The 15,818-nt window shown below is 73.0% G+C and carries 16 protein-coding genes and 1 riboswitch; of the genes, 15 read left to right on the top strand and 1 reads right to left on the bottom strand.

Annotated features, from left to right (window positions below):
* The first annotated feature begins 77 nt into the window (after positions 1-77).
* The 12 genes from odhB to cobJ all read left to right on the top strand — a co-directional run bounded on the left by odhB (position 78) and on the right by cobJ (position 12,766).
* Positions 78-1,319 (top strand): 2-oxoglutarate dehydrogenase complex dihydrolipoyllysine-residue succinyltransferase, encoded by a 1,242-nt coding sequence (gene odhB, locus FHY03_RS06905; RefSeq protein ID WP_183920754.1) that lies wholly within the window; start codon positions 78-80, stop codon positions 1,317-1,319.
* A 101-nt stretch (positions 1,320-1,420) separates the two neighbouring features.
* Complete coding sequence (locus tag FHY03_RS06900) at positions 1,421-1,708, top strand: GIY-YIG nuclease family protein (protein ID WP_311721331.1); 288 nt, start codon at positions 1,421-1,423, stop codon at positions 1,706-1,708.
* 95 nt (positions 1,709-1,803) lie between these two features.
* Positions 1,804-3,204 carry a dihydrolipoyl dehydrogenase gene (lpdA, locus tag FHY03_RS06895; RefSeq protein WP_183929686.1) on the top strand — a complete coding sequence of 467 codons (1,401 nt, stop codon included), beginning with the start codon at positions 1,804-1,806 and terminating at the stop codon, positions 3,202-3,204.
* 11 nt (positions 3,205-3,215) lie between these two features.
* The gene (locus FHY03_RS06890; RefSeq protein WP_183920756.1) at positions 3,216-3,422 is read left to right on the top strand and encodes a molybdopterin-binding protein; all 207 of its coding nucleotides are present in this window, start codon (positions 3,216-3,218) and stop codon (positions 3,420-3,422) included.
* Positions 3,423-3,432: 10 nt separating this feature from the next.
* Positions 3,433-3,726 (top strand): GCN5-related N-acetyltransferase, encoded by a 294-nt coding sequence (locus FHY03_RS06885; protein ID WP_183920757.1) that lies wholly within the window; start codon positions 3,433-3,435, stop codon positions 3,724-3,726.
* Between the two features lie 262 nt (positions 3,727-3,988).
* Positions 3,989-4,438 carry a DUF4126 family protein gene (locus tag FHY03_RS06880; RefSeq protein WP_183929684.1) on the top strand — a complete coding sequence of 150 codons (450 nt, stop codon included), beginning with the start codon at positions 3,989-3,991 and terminating at the stop codon, positions 4,436-4,438.
* A gap of 60 nt (positions 4,439-4,498) precedes the next feature.
* A riboswitch (cobalamin riboswitch) is annotated at positions 4,499-4,733 on the top strand.
* Between the two features lie 172 nt (positions 4,734-4,905).
* On the top strand, positions 4,906-5,943 hold the full coding sequence (cobW, locus tag FHY03_RS06875) for a cobalamin biosynthesis protein CobW (protein WP_183920759.1): 1,038 nt from the start codon (positions 4,906-4,908) through the stop codon (positions 5,941-5,943).
* A 7-nt stretch (positions 5,944-5,950) separates the two neighbouring features.
* Positions 5,951-9,382 (top strand): cobaltochelatase subunit CobN, encoded by a 3,432-nt coding sequence (gene cobN, locus FHY03_RS06870; protein ID WP_183929682.1) that lies wholly within the window; start codon positions 5,951-5,953, stop codon positions 9,380-9,382.
* Entirely contained in the window at positions 9,379-10,665 is a 1,287-nt protein-coding gene (locus tag FHY03_RS20990) for a cobalamin biosynthesis protein CobG (protein ID WP_260158754.1), read from the top strand. Before cobN ends, FHY03_RS20990 begins: the two co-directional genes overlap by 4 nt.
* Positions 10,666-11,295, top strand: a complete 630-nt coding sequence (locus FHY03_RS06860) for a precorrin-8X methylmutase (RefSeq protein ID WP_183929681.1) — start codon at positions 10,666-10,668, stop codon at positions 11,293-11,295.
* Entirely contained in the window at positions 11,292-12,017 is a 726-nt protein-coding gene (gene cobI, locus FHY03_RS06855; RefSeq protein WP_183929679.1) for a precorrin-2 C(20)-methyltransferase, read from the top strand. The genes FHY03_RS06860 and cobI overlap by 4 nt, the downstream gene beginning before the upstream one ends.
* Positions 12,014-12,766 carry a precorrin-3B C(17)-methyltransferase gene (gene cobJ, locus FHY03_RS06850; RefSeq protein ID WP_183929677.1) on the top strand — a complete coding sequence of 251 codons (753 nt, stop codon included), beginning with the start codon at positions 12,014-12,016 and terminating at the stop codon, positions 12,764-12,766. Before cobI ends, cobJ begins: the two co-directional genes overlap by 4 nt.
* Here the strand turns inward: cobJ and FHY03_RS06845 are convergent.
* Complete coding sequence (locus FHY03_RS06845; protein ID WP_183929675.1) at positions 12,742-13,491, bottom strand: cobalt-precorrin-6A reductase; 750 nt, start codon at positions 13,489-13,491, stop codon at positions 12,742-12,744. The genes cobJ and FHY03_RS06845 overlap by 25 nt on opposite strands.
* Here FHY03_RS06845 and cbiE point away from each other — a divergent pair.
* From cbiE to cobM, 3 genes are read left to right on the top strand one after another with little or no spacing between them, the layout of a single operon-like run.
* On the top strand, positions 13,490-14,692 hold the full coding sequence (gene cbiE, locus FHY03_RS06840) for a precorrin-6y C5,15-methyltransferase (decarboxylating) subunit CbiE (protein ID WP_183920765.1): 1,203 nt from the start codon (positions 13,490-13,492) through the stop codon (positions 14,690-14,692). The genes FHY03_RS06845 and cbiE overlap by 2 nt on opposite strands.
* On the top strand, positions 14,674-15,048 hold the full coding sequence (locus FHY03_RS06835; RefSeq protein WP_311721330.1) for a cobalamin biosynthesis protein: 375 nt from the start codon (positions 14,674-14,676) through the stop codon (positions 15,046-15,048). The genes cbiE and FHY03_RS06835 overlap by 19 nt, the downstream gene beginning before the upstream one ends.
* Positions 15,045-15,812 carry a precorrin-4 C(11)-methyltransferase gene (gene cobM / locus FHY03_RS06830; protein ID WP_183920766.1) on the top strand — a complete coding sequence of 256 codons (768 nt, stop codon included), beginning with the start codon at positions 15,045-15,047 and terminating at the stop codon, positions 15,810-15,812. Before FHY03_RS06835 ends, cobM begins: the two co-directional genes overlap by 4 nt.
* The last annotated feature ends 6 nt before the right edge of the window (positions 15,813-15,818 follow it).

Genomic DNA, 15,818 nt, shown 5'->3' with positions numbered 1-15,818 from the left:
TCGATCCAGCGTCCCGGCGCCGCGCCGGGACGCCCCGTTTGATGCTAGACCCCGCGCTCGGGATGACGAGGTACACAATGGCAACCGAAGTTCTGGTCCCCACGCTGGGCGAGTCGATCACCGAGGCCACCGTCGGCGAGTGGCTGAAGCAGCCGGGCGAGGCGGTCGCCGCCGACGAGCCCATCGCCAGCCTCGAGACCGACAAGGTTTCGGTCGAGGTTCCCTCCCCCGTCGCGGGGGTGATGGGCCAGCACGCGGTGAAGGTGGGTGACACGGTCGAGGTCGGCGCGCTGATCGCGACGATCGAGAGCGGCGACGGCGCCGCTGCTGCGTCGGCCAGCCCCGCTCCCGCCCCGGCAGCGAGCGCCCCCCAAGCGGCGGCGCCGGTCGCTGGCGGCTACGGCAACCATGGCGAGACGCCGGTGACCACCAACGCGCCCGCCGCGTTGTCGCCCTCGGTGCGCCGCGCCGTGCTCGAGCACGGCGTCGATCCCTCTACCGTGAAGGGCACCGGCAAGGACGGCCGCCTCACCAAGGAGGACGTCGCCGCCGCGGCCTCGACCAAGCCCGCCGAGACGAGTGCCGCGCCGGCGCCGCAGGGCGCGGCGACCTCGGGCGGTCGCAAGGAAGAGCGCGTCAAGATGACGCGCCTGCGCCAGACCATCGCCAAGCGCCTCAAGGAGGCGCAGAACAGCGCCGCGATGCTGACGACGTTCAACGACGTCGACATGACCGCGGTGATCGAGGCGCGCGCCAAGTACAAGGACCTGTTCGAGAAGAAGCACGGCGTCCGGCTCGGCTTCATGGGCTTCTTCGTGAAGGCCGCGACGATGGCGCTGAAGGACATCCCGTCGGTCAACGCCTCGATCGAGGGCGACGAGATCGTCTACCACGACTATGCCGACATCTCGGTCGCGGTCTCGGCGCCCAATGGCCTCGTCGTCCCGGTGATCCGCGACGCGCAGGCGCTCTCGGTCGCGGGCATCGAGAAGACGATTGGCGACTTCGGCAAGCGCGCGAAGGACGGCACGCTCAAGATGGACGAGATGAAGGGGGGCACCTTCACCATCTCGAACGGCGGCGTGTTCGGCTCGCTGATGTCGACCCCGATCATCAATCCGCCGCAGTCGGCGGTGCTCGGCCTCCACCGCATCGAGGAGCGCCCGGTGGTCCGCGACGGCCAGGTGGTGGTGCGCCCGATGATGTATCTCGCGCTGAGCTACGACCACCGCCTGATTGACGGCCGCGAGGCGGTGACCTTCCTGGTCGCGCTCAAGAACGCGATCGAGGACCCGACGCGGATCCTGATCGACCTGTAAGTTCCCCGTGCTCCTGCGCACGCAGGAGCCCAGGGTTACAAGCGTGACGTTCGTTATTCCTGGGTTCCTGCGTGCGCAGGAACACGGTCTAGAATGAAGGGGTGAAGCCCGGTTACGTCTACCTGATGGCAAGTCGCCGCAACGGCACCTTGTACGTCGGAGTGACCAGCGGCCTCCCGGCCCGAGCGTATCAACACCGTGACGGTCTCATTGACGGCTTCTCCAAACGATATGCCTGCACGCTGCTTGTCTGGTACGAGGCGCACGACGACATACAGGATGCGCGGCAACGCGAGCTGCAGCTGAAGAAGTGGAAGCGAGCCTGGAAGCTCGACCTCATCGAGCGGTCCAATCCAGGCTGGAAGGATTTGTACGAGACGCTGTTCTGATCGTGTTCCTGCGCAAGTAGGAGCCCAGAGCCACAGAGGGCGCCTCGCGATAACCCTGGGCTCCTGCGTACGCAGGAGCACGATGGAGCAGAGTGATGGCTGACGAACAGCAGTACGACTATGACGTCCTCGTGATCGGCGCCGGGCCGGGCGGCTATGTCGCCGCGATCCGTGCCGCGCAGCTCGGGCTTCGCACCGCCTGCGCCGAGAGCCGCGAGACGCTGGGCGGCACCTGCCTCAACGTCGGCTGCATTCCCTCCAAGGCGATGCTCCACGCCTCGGAGCTGTACGACCATGCCGCCAACGGCGCCATGGCCAAGCTGGGCATCAAGACCCAGGTCGAGCTCGACCTCGAGACGATGCACGGCCAGCGCCGCGACGCGGTGAAGCAGCTCACCGGCGGCATCGAATATCTCTTCAAGAAGAACAAGGTGGCCTGGCTCAAGGGCCGCGCCGCCTTCGAGGACGCGCACAGCGTCACCGTCGGCGACCAGCGCGTCACCGCCAAGAACATCGTGATCGCGACGGGCTCGTCGGTCACCGCGCTGCCGGGCGTGACGATCGACCAGCAGGTGGTGGTCGACTCGACCGGCGCGCTCGAGCTGCCGCGCGTCCCCGACCATATGGTGGTGATCGGCGGCGGCGTGATCGGGCTCGAGCTCGGCTCGGTGTGGCGCCGGCTCGGCGCCAAGGTGACCTGCGTCGAGTTCCTCGACCAGATCCTGCCCGGCTTCGACGGCGACATCCGCAAGGAGTCGAACAAGATCTTCAAGAAGCAGGGGATCGAGTTCAAGCTCTCGACCAAGGTGACCAACGTCGCGGTCGAGGGCGGCAAGGCGGTGCTGACGCTCGAGCCCGCGAAGGGCGGCGAGGCGACCACGCTCGAGGCCGATTGCGTGCTGGTGTCGATCGGGCGCCGCCCCAACACCGACGGGCTCAACCTCGAGGCCGCCGGGCTCGCCACCAACCAGCGCGGCCAGGTCGAGATCGACCACGACTTCCGCACCAAGGTCGACGGCATCTGGGCGATCGGCGACGTCGTCCCCGGCCCGATGCTCGCGCACAAGGCCGAAGACGAGGGCATCGCGGTGGCCGAGAACATCGCCGGGCAGCATGGCATCGTGAACCACGACGTGATCCCCTCGGTGGTCTATACCTGGCCCGAGATCGCGGGCGTCGGCCTCACCGAGGAGGTCGCGCGCGAGCGCGGCGAGGTGAAGGTCGGCAAGTTCCCGATGATGGCCAACAGCCGCGCCAAGACCAACCACGAGCCCGACGGCTTCGTGAAGGTGATCGCCGACGCCAAGACCGATCGCGTGCTCGGCGTGTGGTGCATCGCCACCGTCGGCGGCACGATGATCGCGCAGGCGGCGCAGGCGATGGAGTTCGGCGCCACCAGCGAGGACATCGCCTACACCTGCCACGCGCACCCGACGCATTCTGAGGCGATCAAGGAAGCCGCGATGGCGGTCACCGGCAAGCCGATCCATATCTGAGGTCGGGCAGCATGAAGCTCAGCGCGCGCAACCAGATCAGCGGCACGATCACCGCGATCACGCCGGGTGCGGTCAACGGCACGGTCAAGGTCGACATCGGCGGGGGCAACACCGTCACCGCCGCGATCACCGAGGAGGCGATCGCCGAGCTCGCGCTCGCGGTGGGCGATGCCGTTACCGTCGTGGTGAAGGCCAGCGACGTCCTGATCGGCAAGTGAGCCGGCCGGCGTGACGCGCGAGGAGCGCGAGCGCCGCTGGCTCGCGCTCACCCGCGAGGTGATGCCGGGGCTGGCGCGCGCGCGCGGCTGGCCCGTTCACGCGGATCATTGCTTCCAGCGCATCCTGCTCGACCACGCCTGCGGGGAACGCTGGTATGACGCGATAGCGGCACGCCCGGCCTATCGCCACGCGACCGACGCCCAGCTCGACGCGGCCGTCGCACTGGGTGAGGCGGTCGTGGCGGGCGACGCGGATCTTGCGGCGTTGAACCGCCAGTCGCTGGTGTGGCGGAGGAAGGTGTAGCGTCCCGCGCGCACGCCATCTCTGCGTCGCCGTCGCCGAGTTCGCGTAACACCCCGGCTCGTCTGACGCACCGGTAGGGATAGACATCTACCGCCGGTCGTTGATCGCGGGCAGCCACAGCCGCGCAGCCACACCGTCCCCGTTCTACACTGTCCCGCTCCGAACAGCTCCCGGACCATTGTACGCACGGAGGAGCCCAGACCGCGTTGAACTCTCCCCCGCCTTGCCGGTTGTCGCCGCATTGCCACGGAGACTACCCGCCATGCTCGCCTCGCTGTTGATCGCCGCCGTCTCGGGCATGCGCGCGATGACTCCGCTCGCCACCGTCGCCAACGCCGCGCGTCGCGGTGAACTGCCGCGCGGCGGTGGCGCGCCCGCGTTGCTCGCGCACCCGCTCGTTTCCGCGGGCACGCTGGCGCTCGCCGCGGGTGAGCTCGCCGGCGACAAGATGAAGACCGCGCCCGACCGGATCATCCTGCCCGGCATGGTCGCGCGCGTCGCGACCGGGGCCTTCGCGGCGGCGAGCCTCGCGCCAAGAAGGCAGCGCACGCTCGCGGCCGTGCTCGGCGCCGGGGTCGCGGCCGGAGCCTCCTACCTCACCTTCCGCGCGCGGGCAGCGGCGATGCGCCGTTACGGCCAGACCGCCACAGGCGTCGTGGAAGACGCGATCACACTCGGCACCGCCGCAGTGGCGGTACGCGTCGCGCGCTGACGCAGCGACATATTGGCAGCGGCGCGGCGATCGGCTACGCCGCGCGGCGGGGCCGGTATCCGGTCCCACGATCGCGCCGGTGCCCCGACGAGGGGCTCAAATGGGAATGCGGTGAGGGGATCACTCCCCAAATCCGCGGCTGTCCCTGCAACTGTGAGCGGCGAGCGAGCGGCACATGCCTCCTGCGAAGGCGGGAGGCGGTCACTGGAGTGCGGGGTTCGCCCCGCCCCGGGAAGGCCGTGCCGGGAGCGACGACCCGCGAGCCAGGATACCTGCCGGCGCAGGGTCGCTCTTGCCTTTGGTCCAGGGGATGGCCGGGCACGGTGTTCCGTCTGAGCGACGAAGCCATGCGGCCGGGGCCGCAGCGGCGCGTGGCACGGGCGACGGCGGGCGCCCGTCCGTGGTGCGCGCCGGCCGACCTTCGGCCCCGGTCCACGCACTCGTCGCGGCGCCCCGAAGGAACATCATTGCGCGACCTGTCCAAGGTTCCCGTCACCGTCGTCACCGGCTTCCTCGGCGCGGGCAAGACCACGCTGATCAGCCATCTCATCCGCCACGCCGGCGGGCGGCGGCTCGCCGTCGTCGTCAACGAGTTCGGCACGCTCGGGGTCGACGGCGCCATCCTCGAGCAATGCGCCATTCCCGACTGTCCGGCGGAGAACATCGTCGAGCTTGCCAACGGATGCATCTGCTGCACCGTAGCGGATGATTTCATCCCGACGATCGAGCGGCTACTCGCGCTCGAGCCTCGCCCGGACCATATTCTGATCGAGACCTCGGGGCTGGCGCTGCCCAAACCGCTGCTCAAGGCATTCGACTGGCCCGCGATCCGCTCGCGCGTGACGGTGGACGGCGTGATCGCGCTGGCCGACGCCGAGGCGGTCGCCGCCGGCCGCTTCGCGCCCGATCCCGCCGCGGTCGCCGCACAGCGCGCCGCGGACGTCGAGGTCGAGCATGACACGCCGCTGGCCGAGGTGTTCGAGGATCAGCTCGCCTGCGCCGACGTGGTACTGCTCACCAAGGCCGATCTCGCCGGCCCGGACGCGGTGGCGACGGCGCGCGCGGTCGTGGTGGCCGAGGCGCCGCGACCGGTGCCTGTCGTCGCACTGGTCGACGGCGCGATCGATCCCGGTGTGATCCTCGGGCTCGGCGCGGCGGCGGAGGACGACCTCGCCGCGCGCCCGTCGCACCACGACGGCTTCGACGACCATGAGCACGACGATTTCGACAGCCTCGTCCACGAGCTGGGCGAGATCGACGACCCGGCCGCCCTGTCCGCGAGGATGGCGACGTTCGCGCGCGACCACGACGTGTTGCGCGTGAAAGGCTATGCGGCGGTGCGCGGCAAGCCGATGCGGCTGCTGGTGCAGGCGGTCGGCGCGCGCGTGCGCACCAGCTACGACCGGCCGTGGCGCGCCGACGAGCCGCGCCGCACACGGCTGGTGGTGATCGCCGAGCGCGGGCGGGTCGACGCCGCGATCGTCGGGGCGGCGCTCGCCGGCTGAGCCAGCCATGCACGTCCTCTTCCGCGAGACGCACGGGCTCGACGCGGCGGCCGCGCCGCGCGACCTCGCGCAGTCGCCCGCCGATCTCGTCGTCCTGTCCTTCTCGGACAGCGACCTGCAGGCGTTTGCCGTCGGCTGGCACGCCGCCTCGGCGAGCGGGGCGGCGCTGCCTTCGCTGCGGCTCGCCAACCTCGCCGAGCTGACGCACCCGCTCTCGGTCGACACCTATGTCGAGACGACCCTGGCCCACGCGCGCGCGATCCTGGTTCGGCTGATCGGTGGACGCTCCTACTGGAGCTACGGCCTGCAGCAGCTCACGCGCTTGGCGCAGGAGCGCGGCATGGCGCTGGCGGTGCTCGCCGCGGACGGGCGCGAGGACGCCGCGCTCGACGCCGCCTCGACGTTGCCGCCCGCCGAGCTGCGCGCGCTGGCGCGGCACTGCGACGCGGGCGGCGCCGAGGCGGCGCGCGCCGCGCTGGGGCTGCTCGCGCGTGCCGCCGGGCTCGACGCCGCGCTGCCGGCGGAGACATCGCCGCTCGCCGCGGTGGGTGCCTGGGCAGAGGGTGCCGCGCCCACCTGCCCCGCCGCGCTCGCTTTCGCAGTGGAGCGGCCGCGTGCGCTGATCGTCTTCTACCGTTCGTATCTGCTCGCCGGTGATGTCGCGCCCATCGCGGCGCTGAGCCAGGCGCTCGCCGCGCGCGAGCTGCCTGCGGCGGCTCTCTTCGTCCTCTCGCTCAAGGCGCCAGAGGCACGCGGCTGGCTGCGGCGCTGGGTCGCCGCGCTCGCGCCCGAGGCGATCGTCAGCGCCACCGCCTTCGCCGCGGGTGACGCCGAGGATGCGTCCCCGCTCGACGCCGCGGGTGCGCCGGTCTTCCAGGTGGCGCTGGCGACGTCCGATCGGTCCGACTGGGCCGCGGCGGTGCGGGGGCTCTCGCCGGCTGACCTCGCGATGCACGTGGTGCTGCCCGAGGTGGATGGACGGGTCTTCGCCGGGGTGGCGAGCTTCAAGGATGCGAGCGCGCGCGATCCGGCGCTGGAGTTCGCGCGGCGCGTCCATCGAGCCGAGCCCGCACGGATCGCCGCGATCGCGGACCGCGTCGCGGGCTGGGTCGCGCTCGGGCGCAGGCCGCGCGGCGAGCGGCGGATCGCGCTGGTGCTCTCCACCTACCCAGGCAAGGGCTACCAGCTGGCGCACGCGGTCGGGCTCGACCCGCTCGCCTCCGCCGAGGCGCTGCTGCGCGACTTGGCCGAGGCGGGCTATGATGTTGAGATTGGCGGGATCGAGCCGCTATATGGGGTGCACCCGGGCGGGCTCATCGCTAGGCCATCCCGGCGAACGCCGGGGTACAGGCGGGGAGGCTCCCGTGATAGCACCGCGACGTTCCCCACCTGGACTCCGGCGTCTGCCGGGGTGGTTTCGGCAGGTGGTGACGATCGCCCTCTCCACTTCGTGGGCAAGGAAGCTTCCCTCGCCTGGCCGCTCGCCGACTATGAGCGCGCCCTCGCTACCCACCCCCGCGCTCTCCAGGACTCACTGACCGCCACCTGGGGTGCGCCCGACGACGATTCCGCCGTCGCGGATGGCCACTTCCACTTCGCCGCCCTTCAGCGCGGCAACGCGCTCGTCGCGCTGCAGCCGGAGCGCGGCGACCCGCGCGCGCGCGGCGGCGACTATCACGACGTCACCCGCGTCCCGCGCCATGCCTACGTCGCCTTCTATCTCTGGCTGCGCGCGCGCGGCAGCGACGCGATCGTCCATGTCGGCGCGCATGGCACGCTCGAGTGGCTGCCGGGCAAGGCGGTGGCACTCTCGGACGAATGCTGGCCGGAGGCGCTGATCGGCCCGACCCCCCTGATCTATCCCTTCATCGTCAACGATCCCGGCGAGGCCGCACAGGCCAAGCGCCGCGCCGCCGCGGTGACGCTCGGGCACCTGCCCCCGCCGCTGGTACGCGCCGAGACGGGCGGGGGGCTCGGGCGCCTGGAGCTGCTGCTCGACGAATTCTCCGCCGCCGACGGGCTCGATCCGGCGCGACGCGCGCGGCTGATCGGCGACATCGCCGACGAGGCAGCGGCGACCGGGCTCGCCGCCGAGCTCGATCTCACCGCCTGCGCCGGCGACGCCGAGCGGGTCACCCGCATCGACGCCTTCGTCTGCGACGTGAAGGACGCGCGCTTCGGCGACGGGCTCCACGTCTACGGCCGTGGCGAGAGCGGCGCCAACGAGCGCGACGGACTGCTCGCGGCACTGGACGGCCGGCGCGTTGCCCCGGGGCCGGCGGGCTCGCCCGCGCGGGGCGCCGCGGTGCTGCCGACCGGGCGCAACCTCTATGGCGTCGACCCGCGTGCCACCCCATCGCGCGCGGCGCACCGTCAGGGCGTCGCTCTCGCCGAGGAGCTGCTGCGCCGCCACTTGCAGGACGAAGGCGATTACCCGCGGGCGCTGGTGGTCGACCTGTGGGGCTCGGCCACGATGCGCACCGCCGGCGAGGAGTTCGCGATGGCGCTTCACCTCCTCGGCGCCGCGCCGCTATGGGATCATGGCTCGGATCGCGTGACCGGGATCGAGATCCTGCCGCTGGCGCTGCTCGACCGGCCGCGGATCGACGTGACGCTGAGGATATCGGGCCTGTTCCGCGACACGTTCGCGCCGCTCTGCGCCTTGTTCGGCCAGGCCGTGCGCGCGCTCCACGCCCGCGACGAGCCGCGCGACCGCAACCCCTTCGTCGGCGCGGCGGCCGAGCCGCGGGTCTACGGCCCGGCGCCCGGTGACTATGGCGTCGCGCTCGGCGACAGCGTCGAGCGCTACGGAGAACCGGGGCGCGCCGCCGCTGGCGAGCGGTGGCTTGCCGCCTCGTCGCACGCCTATGACGACGCCGTCGCGACGCCGGCGGGTCTCGACGACGCCCCCGGCCTGCGCCGCCGCGTGGTCGCCGCGACGGCGCTGATCCACCCGCACGATCTGCCCGAGAGCGACCTGCTCACCGCAGCGGAGGTCGCCGCGCATGTCGGCGGCTTCGCCGCGGCCAAGGCCAGTCTGGGCGGTGAGGCGCGGTTGCTCCACCTCGACAGCCGCGACCCGACGCGCCCGCGCGCGCGGCCGATCGGCGAGGAGATCGCGCGAGTGATGCGCGCGCGCGCCGGCAACCCGCGCTGGCTCGCCGGTATGAGGCGCCACGGCTATCGCGGCGCGGCCGAGATCGCGGCGACGCTCGACCATCTCGCCGCCTTCGCGCATCTCGCGCGCATCGTCCCGCCCGCGCTGCTCGACCTCTACCACGATGCCACGCTCGGCGACGCGGCGGTTCGTGGCTTCCTCGCCGCTGCCAATCCGGCGGCGCTGGCCGCGATGGAAGCCCGTTTCCTGGCGCTGCACCGCTCGGGGCTATGGCCGACCCGACGCAACGCGATCGTGGCCGCGCTCGGGGATAGGGCATGAGCAAGGTGCGCGGCTGGTGCCCGAGCGCGTGGCGGCCGATGCTCGCGGGCGACGGGTTGCTGCTCCGCTTCCGGCCACCGCTGGCGCGGCTGACACGCGCGCAGGCGCTGCTCGTCGCCGAACTGGCGACGGGCTACGGCAACGGCGCGATCGACCTCACGCGTCGCGCGGCGCTTCAGCTGCGCGGCTTCGACGAGGCCGGCTGGCGCGCGGCGGTGGATCGCCTGGTGTCGGCCGGGCTGGTCGACCCCGACCCCGCGATCGAGGCGGTCGCGCTCACGGTGGCGCCGGACTGGCGGGAGGGCGACGACACGCATCGGGTAGCGCGCGCGCTGATGGCGCGGCGGGCTGAGCTGCCATCGCTTCCGGCCAAGTTCGGGATCGCGGTTGACGCGGGTCAACGCGCGGTGCTGGGCGGCACGCCAGCGGACCTGCGGTTGGAACGCGGCGACGGCGGCGGGCTGATCCTGCGCCCTGACGGGCGAGCGACCGGCGTGCGCCTGAAGCATGGGCAGGAGGTCGAGGCGATCGCAACACTGGCGGACTGGTTCGTCGCGAGCGGAGGCGCGGCAGCGGGGCGAATGGCGCGGCATGCGGCGGTGCTGCCGAACTGGGCTGCTGGGGGCGTGGAACCGCTCGCGGGCGAGGTGGAGAGCGAGCAGGTGACGCCGCGCTACGGTCGCCTCACGGGCGCTGAGTTGGCATCGCTCGCCGTCGGAGTCGAGGCGCTACGGATCACGCCGTGGCGCTCGCTGCTGCTGGAGTGTGAAGCGGCGCGGCCGACGGCGCCGCCAAGCTCTTCTGACATCTTCCCCGGCAAGCGGAGGTGGCAGGGCGAAGGCGTGACTGAGGGGTGTCGCGGCGTGGGTATGTCGCTCGGCTCACCAGAGGCGACACCCCTCCACCAGCCTTCGGCTGGTCCCCCTCCCCTTGCAGGCGAGGATGAGGTTCGCGTCAGCGGCCCGGCACCAGTAGACGCGCGATGGCTGCAAGCTTCAGCGCCTGCCCCTTCCACCGTCTTCGCCTGCGTCGGTGCACCCGCGTGCCCGCAGGCGAGCGTCGTCACCCGCGCGCTCGCGGACCGGCTCGCCGCGGCATCGGTGGCCGGACCGATCCACGTCTCCGGCTGCCCCAAGGGCTGCGCCCGGAGCGCACCCGCGGCGCTCACGATCGTGGGGCGCGGCGGTCGCTACGACCTCGTTCGCGACGGGCGTGCTGACTCGCTTCCCCTCCTTCGCGGCCTGACCCCCGCGGCGCTGCTCACCCATCTCGGAGCCGATTGAATGCGACCCGCCTATGAGACCGACGGCGCGACGATCTACCGCCAGTCGTTCGCGATCATCCGCGCCGAGGCCGAGCTCGCACGCTTCTCCGCCGAGGAGGAGCCCGTGGCCGTGCGGATGATCCACGCCGCGGGTCTCGTTGCCCTCGCCGGCGACATCCGCTTCTCGCCCGGCTTCGCCACCGCCGCCCGGACGGCGCTGGCGGCGGGCGCACCGATCTTGTGCGACGCGCGCATGGTCAGCGAGGGGGTCACGAGCGCGCGGCTGCCCGCCGACAATGCGGTGATCTGCACGCTGCACGATCCCGCGGTGCCGCCGCTCGCCGCGGCGCTGAACACCACGCGCTCCGCCGCGGCGCTGGAACTGTGGCGCCCGCACCTCGCCGGTGCACTGGTCGCGATCGGCAACGCACCGACCGCGCTGTTCCACCTGCTCGCGATGCTCGACCACCCCGCCTGCCCGCGCCCCGCCGCGATCATCGGCTGCCCGGTCGGCTTCGTCGGCGCTGCCGAGTCGAAGGAGGCGCTGTGGTGCGAGGCGCCCGTGCCCTGCGCGACCGTGACGGGCCGGCTCGGCGGCAGCGCGATCACGGTCGCGGCGGTCAACGCGCTGGCGAGCGCGGCCGAATGAGCGCGGGCACGATCCACGGCGTCGGGCTCGGACCGGGCGCGGCGGACCTGATGAGCGTCCGCGCCGACCGGCTGGTGCGCGGCGCGCGCCACCTCGCCTTCTTCCGCAAGCGGGGGCGGCCCGGCCATGCGCGCCGGTTGGTGGAGGGCATGCTGCGCGCCGATGTCGTCGAATATGCGATGGAATATCCGGTCACGACCGAGCTGTCGGTGAGCGATCCGGCCTATAACGCGCAGCTCGCCGCCTTCTACGCCGAGAGCGCCGCCCATCTCGCCGCGCTCGCCCGCGCCGGCGAGGAGGTGGTGGTGTTGTGCGAGGGTGACCCGTTCTTCTACGGCTCGTTCATGCACCTCCACGCGCGCCTCGCCGGCGCGGTGCCGGTGGCGGTGGTGCCGGGCGTCACTGGCATGTCGGGTGCCTGGACCGCCAGCGGCGCGCCGATCACCTGGGGCGATGACGTGCTCACCGTCGCCACCGCGACCCTGCCCGAGGCCGAGCTGACCCGCCGCGTGCGCGACACCGACGCGCTGGTGGTGATGAAGGTCGGCCGCCACCTGCCGAAGCTACGCCGCGCGCTCGCCGCCGCCGGGCGCGAGGATGCGGCTTGGCTGGTCGAGCACGCCGCCATGCCCGAGCAGCGCGTCGTGCCGCTCGCCGAGGCGGGCGAGACCGCGCCTTATTTCGCGATCGTGCTCGTCCATGGTCAGGGACGGCGCCCGTGAGCGCGGGCTGGCTCGCCATCGCGGGGCTGGGCCCGGGCGACGAGGCGCTCGTCACGCCCGAGGTGAGCACTGCGCTCGCCGCGGCGACCGACGTGATCGGCTACATTCCCTATGTCCGTCGCGTCACACCGCGACCCGGGCTGACCCGCCACGAGACGGACAACCGTGTCGAGCTGGATCGCGCGCACCACGCTTTGTCGCTCGCCGCGGGCGGCGCGCGGGTCGTGGTGGTGTCGTCGGGCGATCCCGGTGTGTTCGCGATGGCGGCGGCAGTGTTCGAGGCAATCGAGGCGGGCGAGCCGAGCTGGCGCGCGCTCGACGTGCGCGTGCTGCCCGGGATCACCGCGATGCTCGCCGCCAGCGCGCGCGCCGGTGCACCGCTCGGCCATGACTTCTGCGCGATCAACCTGTCGGACAATCTCAAGCCCGCCGCGTTGATTGAGCAGCGCCTCCGACTGGCGGCGGAGGCCGACTTCGCGATCGCGCTCTACAACCCGCGCTCCGCCGCGCGTCCGGATGGGCTCGATCGCGCGCTCGCGGTACTGCGCGCGGCCTGTGCTGACTCACGTCCGGTGCTGTTCGCGCGCGCGGTGACCACGCCCGCGGAATCGCTGTGGGTCGTGCCGCTGCCGGAGGCGCGCGGCGACATGGCGGACATGCGGACGCTGGTGATCGTCGGCTCGAGCCGGACGCGGCTGATCGAACGCGCCGGCGCGCCCTGGCTCTACACGCCGCGGTCGGTGGCGTGATCGAGCCAGTCGAGCACCGCGGGGACGCTCTCGCACGTCCGCCGCGGCGGCAGCGCGGGGCGGTCGATCATCAGCACCGCCAGGCCGAGCGCGCGGGCCGCGACGAGCTTGGCCGCGGCGCCGTCGCCGCCCGCGTTCTTGCACACGATCAGCTCGGTGCCATGCGCTTGCAGCAGCCGTTGGTCGGCCGCCGCGGTGAACGGACCGCGGTCGATCACCAGCCGGTGGTGCGGCAGCGCGGGCGCGCGCTCCGGCGCGTCGACGAAGCGGAGCAGATAATGGTGCTGCGGCCGCGCGGTGAAGCGTTCGACGTGCATTCGCCCGAGCGCCAGCATCACCCGGCGCGGCGGTCCGTCCAGCGCGGCGACCGCGGCGTCGAGGTCGGCGACGTGCGTCCAGCGATCGCCCGCGCCGGCGTGCCACGGCGGCCGGGTCAGTGCGATGATTGGCACGCTCGCCTGCGCCGCGGCGGCGACCGCGTTGGCGCTGATCTGCGCGGCGAAGGGGTGGGTCGCGTCGACGACATGAGTGACCTGCTCGGCGCGCAACCAGGCGGCGAGTCCTGCGACGCCACCGAATCCGCCGACGCGTACCGGCACCGGCTGCGCGCGCGGGTGGGCGGTGCGGCCGGCGTAGCTCAGCGTCGCGCGAACCCCTCGCGCGGCGACCGCGGCGGCGAGCGCGCTCGCCTCGGTGGTGCCGCCGAGGATGAGAAGGTGCGGCATGGCTGAGCGGGATCCGTGGCTGACGATCGTCGGGATCGGCGAGGATGGACCGGGCGGGCTGTGCGCCGCAAGCCGCGCCGCGCTGGAAGCCGCCGCGCATGTGATCGGCGCGCCGCGCCAGCTCGCGTTGCTGCCCGAGCTGACGGCGACGAGGGAGCCATGGCCCGTTCCTTTCGCTCACGGAGTCGAGCGGCTGCTGGCGCGGCGCGGCCGACCGACGGTGATGCTCGCCTCGGGCGACCCGTTCTGGTTCGGCGCCGGCGGCACGGTCACCGCGCTGCTCGCGCGCGACGAGTGGGTCGCTCATCCCGCGCGCTCGACCTTCGCGCTGGCGGCGGCACGGCTCGGCTGGCGGCTGGAGGAGACCGCCTGCCTCGGGCTGCACGCCGCGCGGCCCGGTCGGATGCGCCCGCTGCTCGCGCCGGGCGAGCGCGCGATCGTGCTGGTGCGCGACGGTGATGCCGCGGCGGAGATGGCACGCTATCTCGCCGCGCAGGGCTTCGGCGCGAGCGCGGTGACGGTGCTGGAAGCGCTCGGCGGCGCGCGCGAGCGGGTGCGCACGACCGCCGCCGCGGCATGGGGCCTCGACGACGTCGCGCACCCGGTCGCACTCGCCATCGCGGTGGCGGGCGAGGGCCGCGTGATGCCGCGCGCGAGCGGGCTCGCCGACGACTGGTTCGCGCACGACGGCCAACTCACCAAGCGCCCGCAGCGGGCGCTGGCGCTCTCCGCACTCGCGCCGCGCGCGGGCGAGCTGCTGTGGGACATCGGCGCGGGCTCGGGCTCGATCGCGATCGAATGGCTGCTCGCCCACCCACGCACCGCGGCGGTGGCGATCGAGCGCGACCCGGTCCGCGCCGCCCGCGCCCGCGCCAACGCCGACTCGCTCGGGGTCGATCGACTGCGGCTGGTCGTGGGAGCAGCACCCGACGCGCTGGCCGGGCTGCCGCCGCCCGACGCGGTGTTCGTCGGCGGGGGACTCTGCGATGCGCTGCTCGACTATCTGTTCCACTCGCTGCCTGGTGGCACCCGCCTGGTGGCGCACGCGGTGACGCTCGAGTCGGAGGCGCTACTCGCCGCCCGGCACGTGCAGCAGGGCGGCGCGCTGCTGCGGGTGGAGCTGGCCGAGGCGGCCGCGCTTGGCACGCGGCGGGGCTGGCGCGCCAGCTTCCCGATCGTGCAGTGGAGCGTGACGCTGTGATCGTCGCCGGCTTCGGCTGCCGTGCCAGCGCCACCGCCGAGTCGCTCGCCGCCGCTTTCGCCGCCGCGGCGCAGGGGCGATCGGTCGACCGCCTCGCCGCCCCGGCCGACCGCGTCGCACTGCTGGCGCCGCTCGCGCGCGCGCTCGGCGTACCCGTCGTTCCGATCACTGATGCGGCGCTCGCAGCGACTGTCACGCCGACCCGCTCGCCTGCTAGCGTCACCGCCCGCGGTACCGGCAGCGTCGCCGAAGCGACCGCGCTCCACGCCGCCGGTCCGGGTGCCCGCCTGCTCACGACGCGACTCGTCTCCCCCGATCGACGCGCCACCTGCGCGCTCGCCATAGGAACTTCATGACCGTTCATTTCATCGGTGCCGGCCCCGGCGCGCCCGACCTGCTGACGCTGCGCGGCCGCGACCTTATCGCCGCCGCGCCGGTTTGCCTCTACGCCGGCTCGCTCGTTCCGGCCGCAGTGCTGCGCCACTGTCCGCCCGGCGCTCGGATCGTCGACACCGCTCCGCTGTCGCTCGACGCGATCGTCGCCGAGATCGTTGCCGCGCACGCCGCGGGGCAGGACGTGGCGCGACTTCACTCGGGCGACCTGTCGGTCTGGTCGGCGATGGGCGAGCAGCTGCGTCGGCTGCGCGCGCTCGGGATACCGGTCACCGTGACGCCGGGCGTCCCCGCCTTCGCGGCCGCGGCGGCCGCGCTGGAGAGCGAGCTGACGCTGCCTGGCATCGCGCAGTCGGTGGTACTCACGCGCACGCCCGGCCGCGCCAGCGCGATGCCACCGACGGAGACGCTCGCCGCCTTCGCCGCGACCGGCGCGACGCTGGCGATCCACCTCTCGATTCATCGGCTCGCCGAGGTGGTGGAGACGCTGCTGCCGACCCACGGTGGCGACTGCCCCGCCGCGGTGGTGTGGCGCGCGAGCTGGCCCGACGAGCGCGTGGTGCGCGCGACGCTGGCGACGCTCGCCGACGCCGCGGCGGGCGGACCCGAGCGCACCGCGCTGATCCTCGTCGGTCGCGCGCTCGGCGCCGAGTGCTTCGACGAGAGCCGGCTCTATGCGCCCGACTATGACCGACGCTTCCGCCCCGCCGCGGGGCCGGCGGCGTGACGCCGG

This window comes from Sphingomonas sp. BK345, assembly GCF_014193845.1.
In the GTDB taxonomy this organism is placed as follows: Bacteria; Pseudomonadota; Alphaproteobacteria; order Sphingomonadales; family Sphingomonadaceae; genus Sphingomonas.
Note: the sequence above shows the minus strand (reverse complement) of the source record. Positions and strands in the feature narration are given on the sequence as shown.

Excerpts from the sequence above, each read along its gene's own strand:
- FHY03_RS06880 (WP_183929684.1), top strand. The coding sequence starts at position 3,989 with ATGCTCGCCTCGCTGTTGATCGCCGCCGTCTCGGGCATGCGCGCGATG.
- FHY03_RS06890 (WP_183920756.1), top strand. The coding sequence starts at position 3,216 with ATGAAGCTCAGCGCGCGCAACCAGATCAGCGGCACGATCACCGCGATC.
- FHY03_RS06860 (WP_183929681.1), top strand. The coding sequence starts at position 10,666 with ATGCGACCCGCCTATGAGACCGACGGCGCGACGATCTACCGCCAGTCG.
- lpdA (WP_183929686.1), top strand. The coding sequence starts at position 1,804 with ATGGCTGACGAACAGCAGTACGACTATGACGTCCTCGTGATCGGCGCC.
- FHY03_RS06845 (WP_183929675.1), bottom strand. The coding sequence starts at position 13,491 with ATGCCGCACCTTCTCATCCTCGGCGGCACCACCGAGGCGAGCGCGCTC.
- cobM (WP_183920766.1), top strand. The coding sequence starts at position 15,045 with ATGACCGTTCATTTCATCGGTGCCGGCCCCGGCGCGCCCGACCTGCTG.
- cbiE (WP_183920765.1), top strand. The coding sequence starts at position 13,490 with ATGGCTGAGCGGGATCCGTGGCTGACGATCGTCGGGATCGGCGAGGAT.
- cobN (WP_183929682.1), top strand. The coding sequence starts at position 5,951 with ATGCACGTCCTCTTCCGCGAGACGCACGGGCTCGACGCGGCGGCCGCG.
- odhB (WP_183920754.1), top strand. The coding sequence starts at position 78 with ATGGCAACCGAAGTTCTGGTCCCCACGCTGGGCGAGTCGATCACCGAG.
- FHY03_RS20990 (WP_260158754.1), top strand. The coding sequence starts at position 9,379 with ATGAGCAAGGTGCGCGGCTGGTGCCCGAGCGCGTGGCGGCCGATGCTC.
- cobI (WP_183929679.1), top strand. The coding sequence starts at position 11,292 with ATGAGCGCGGGCACGATCCACGGCGTCGGGCTCGGACCGGGCGCGGCG.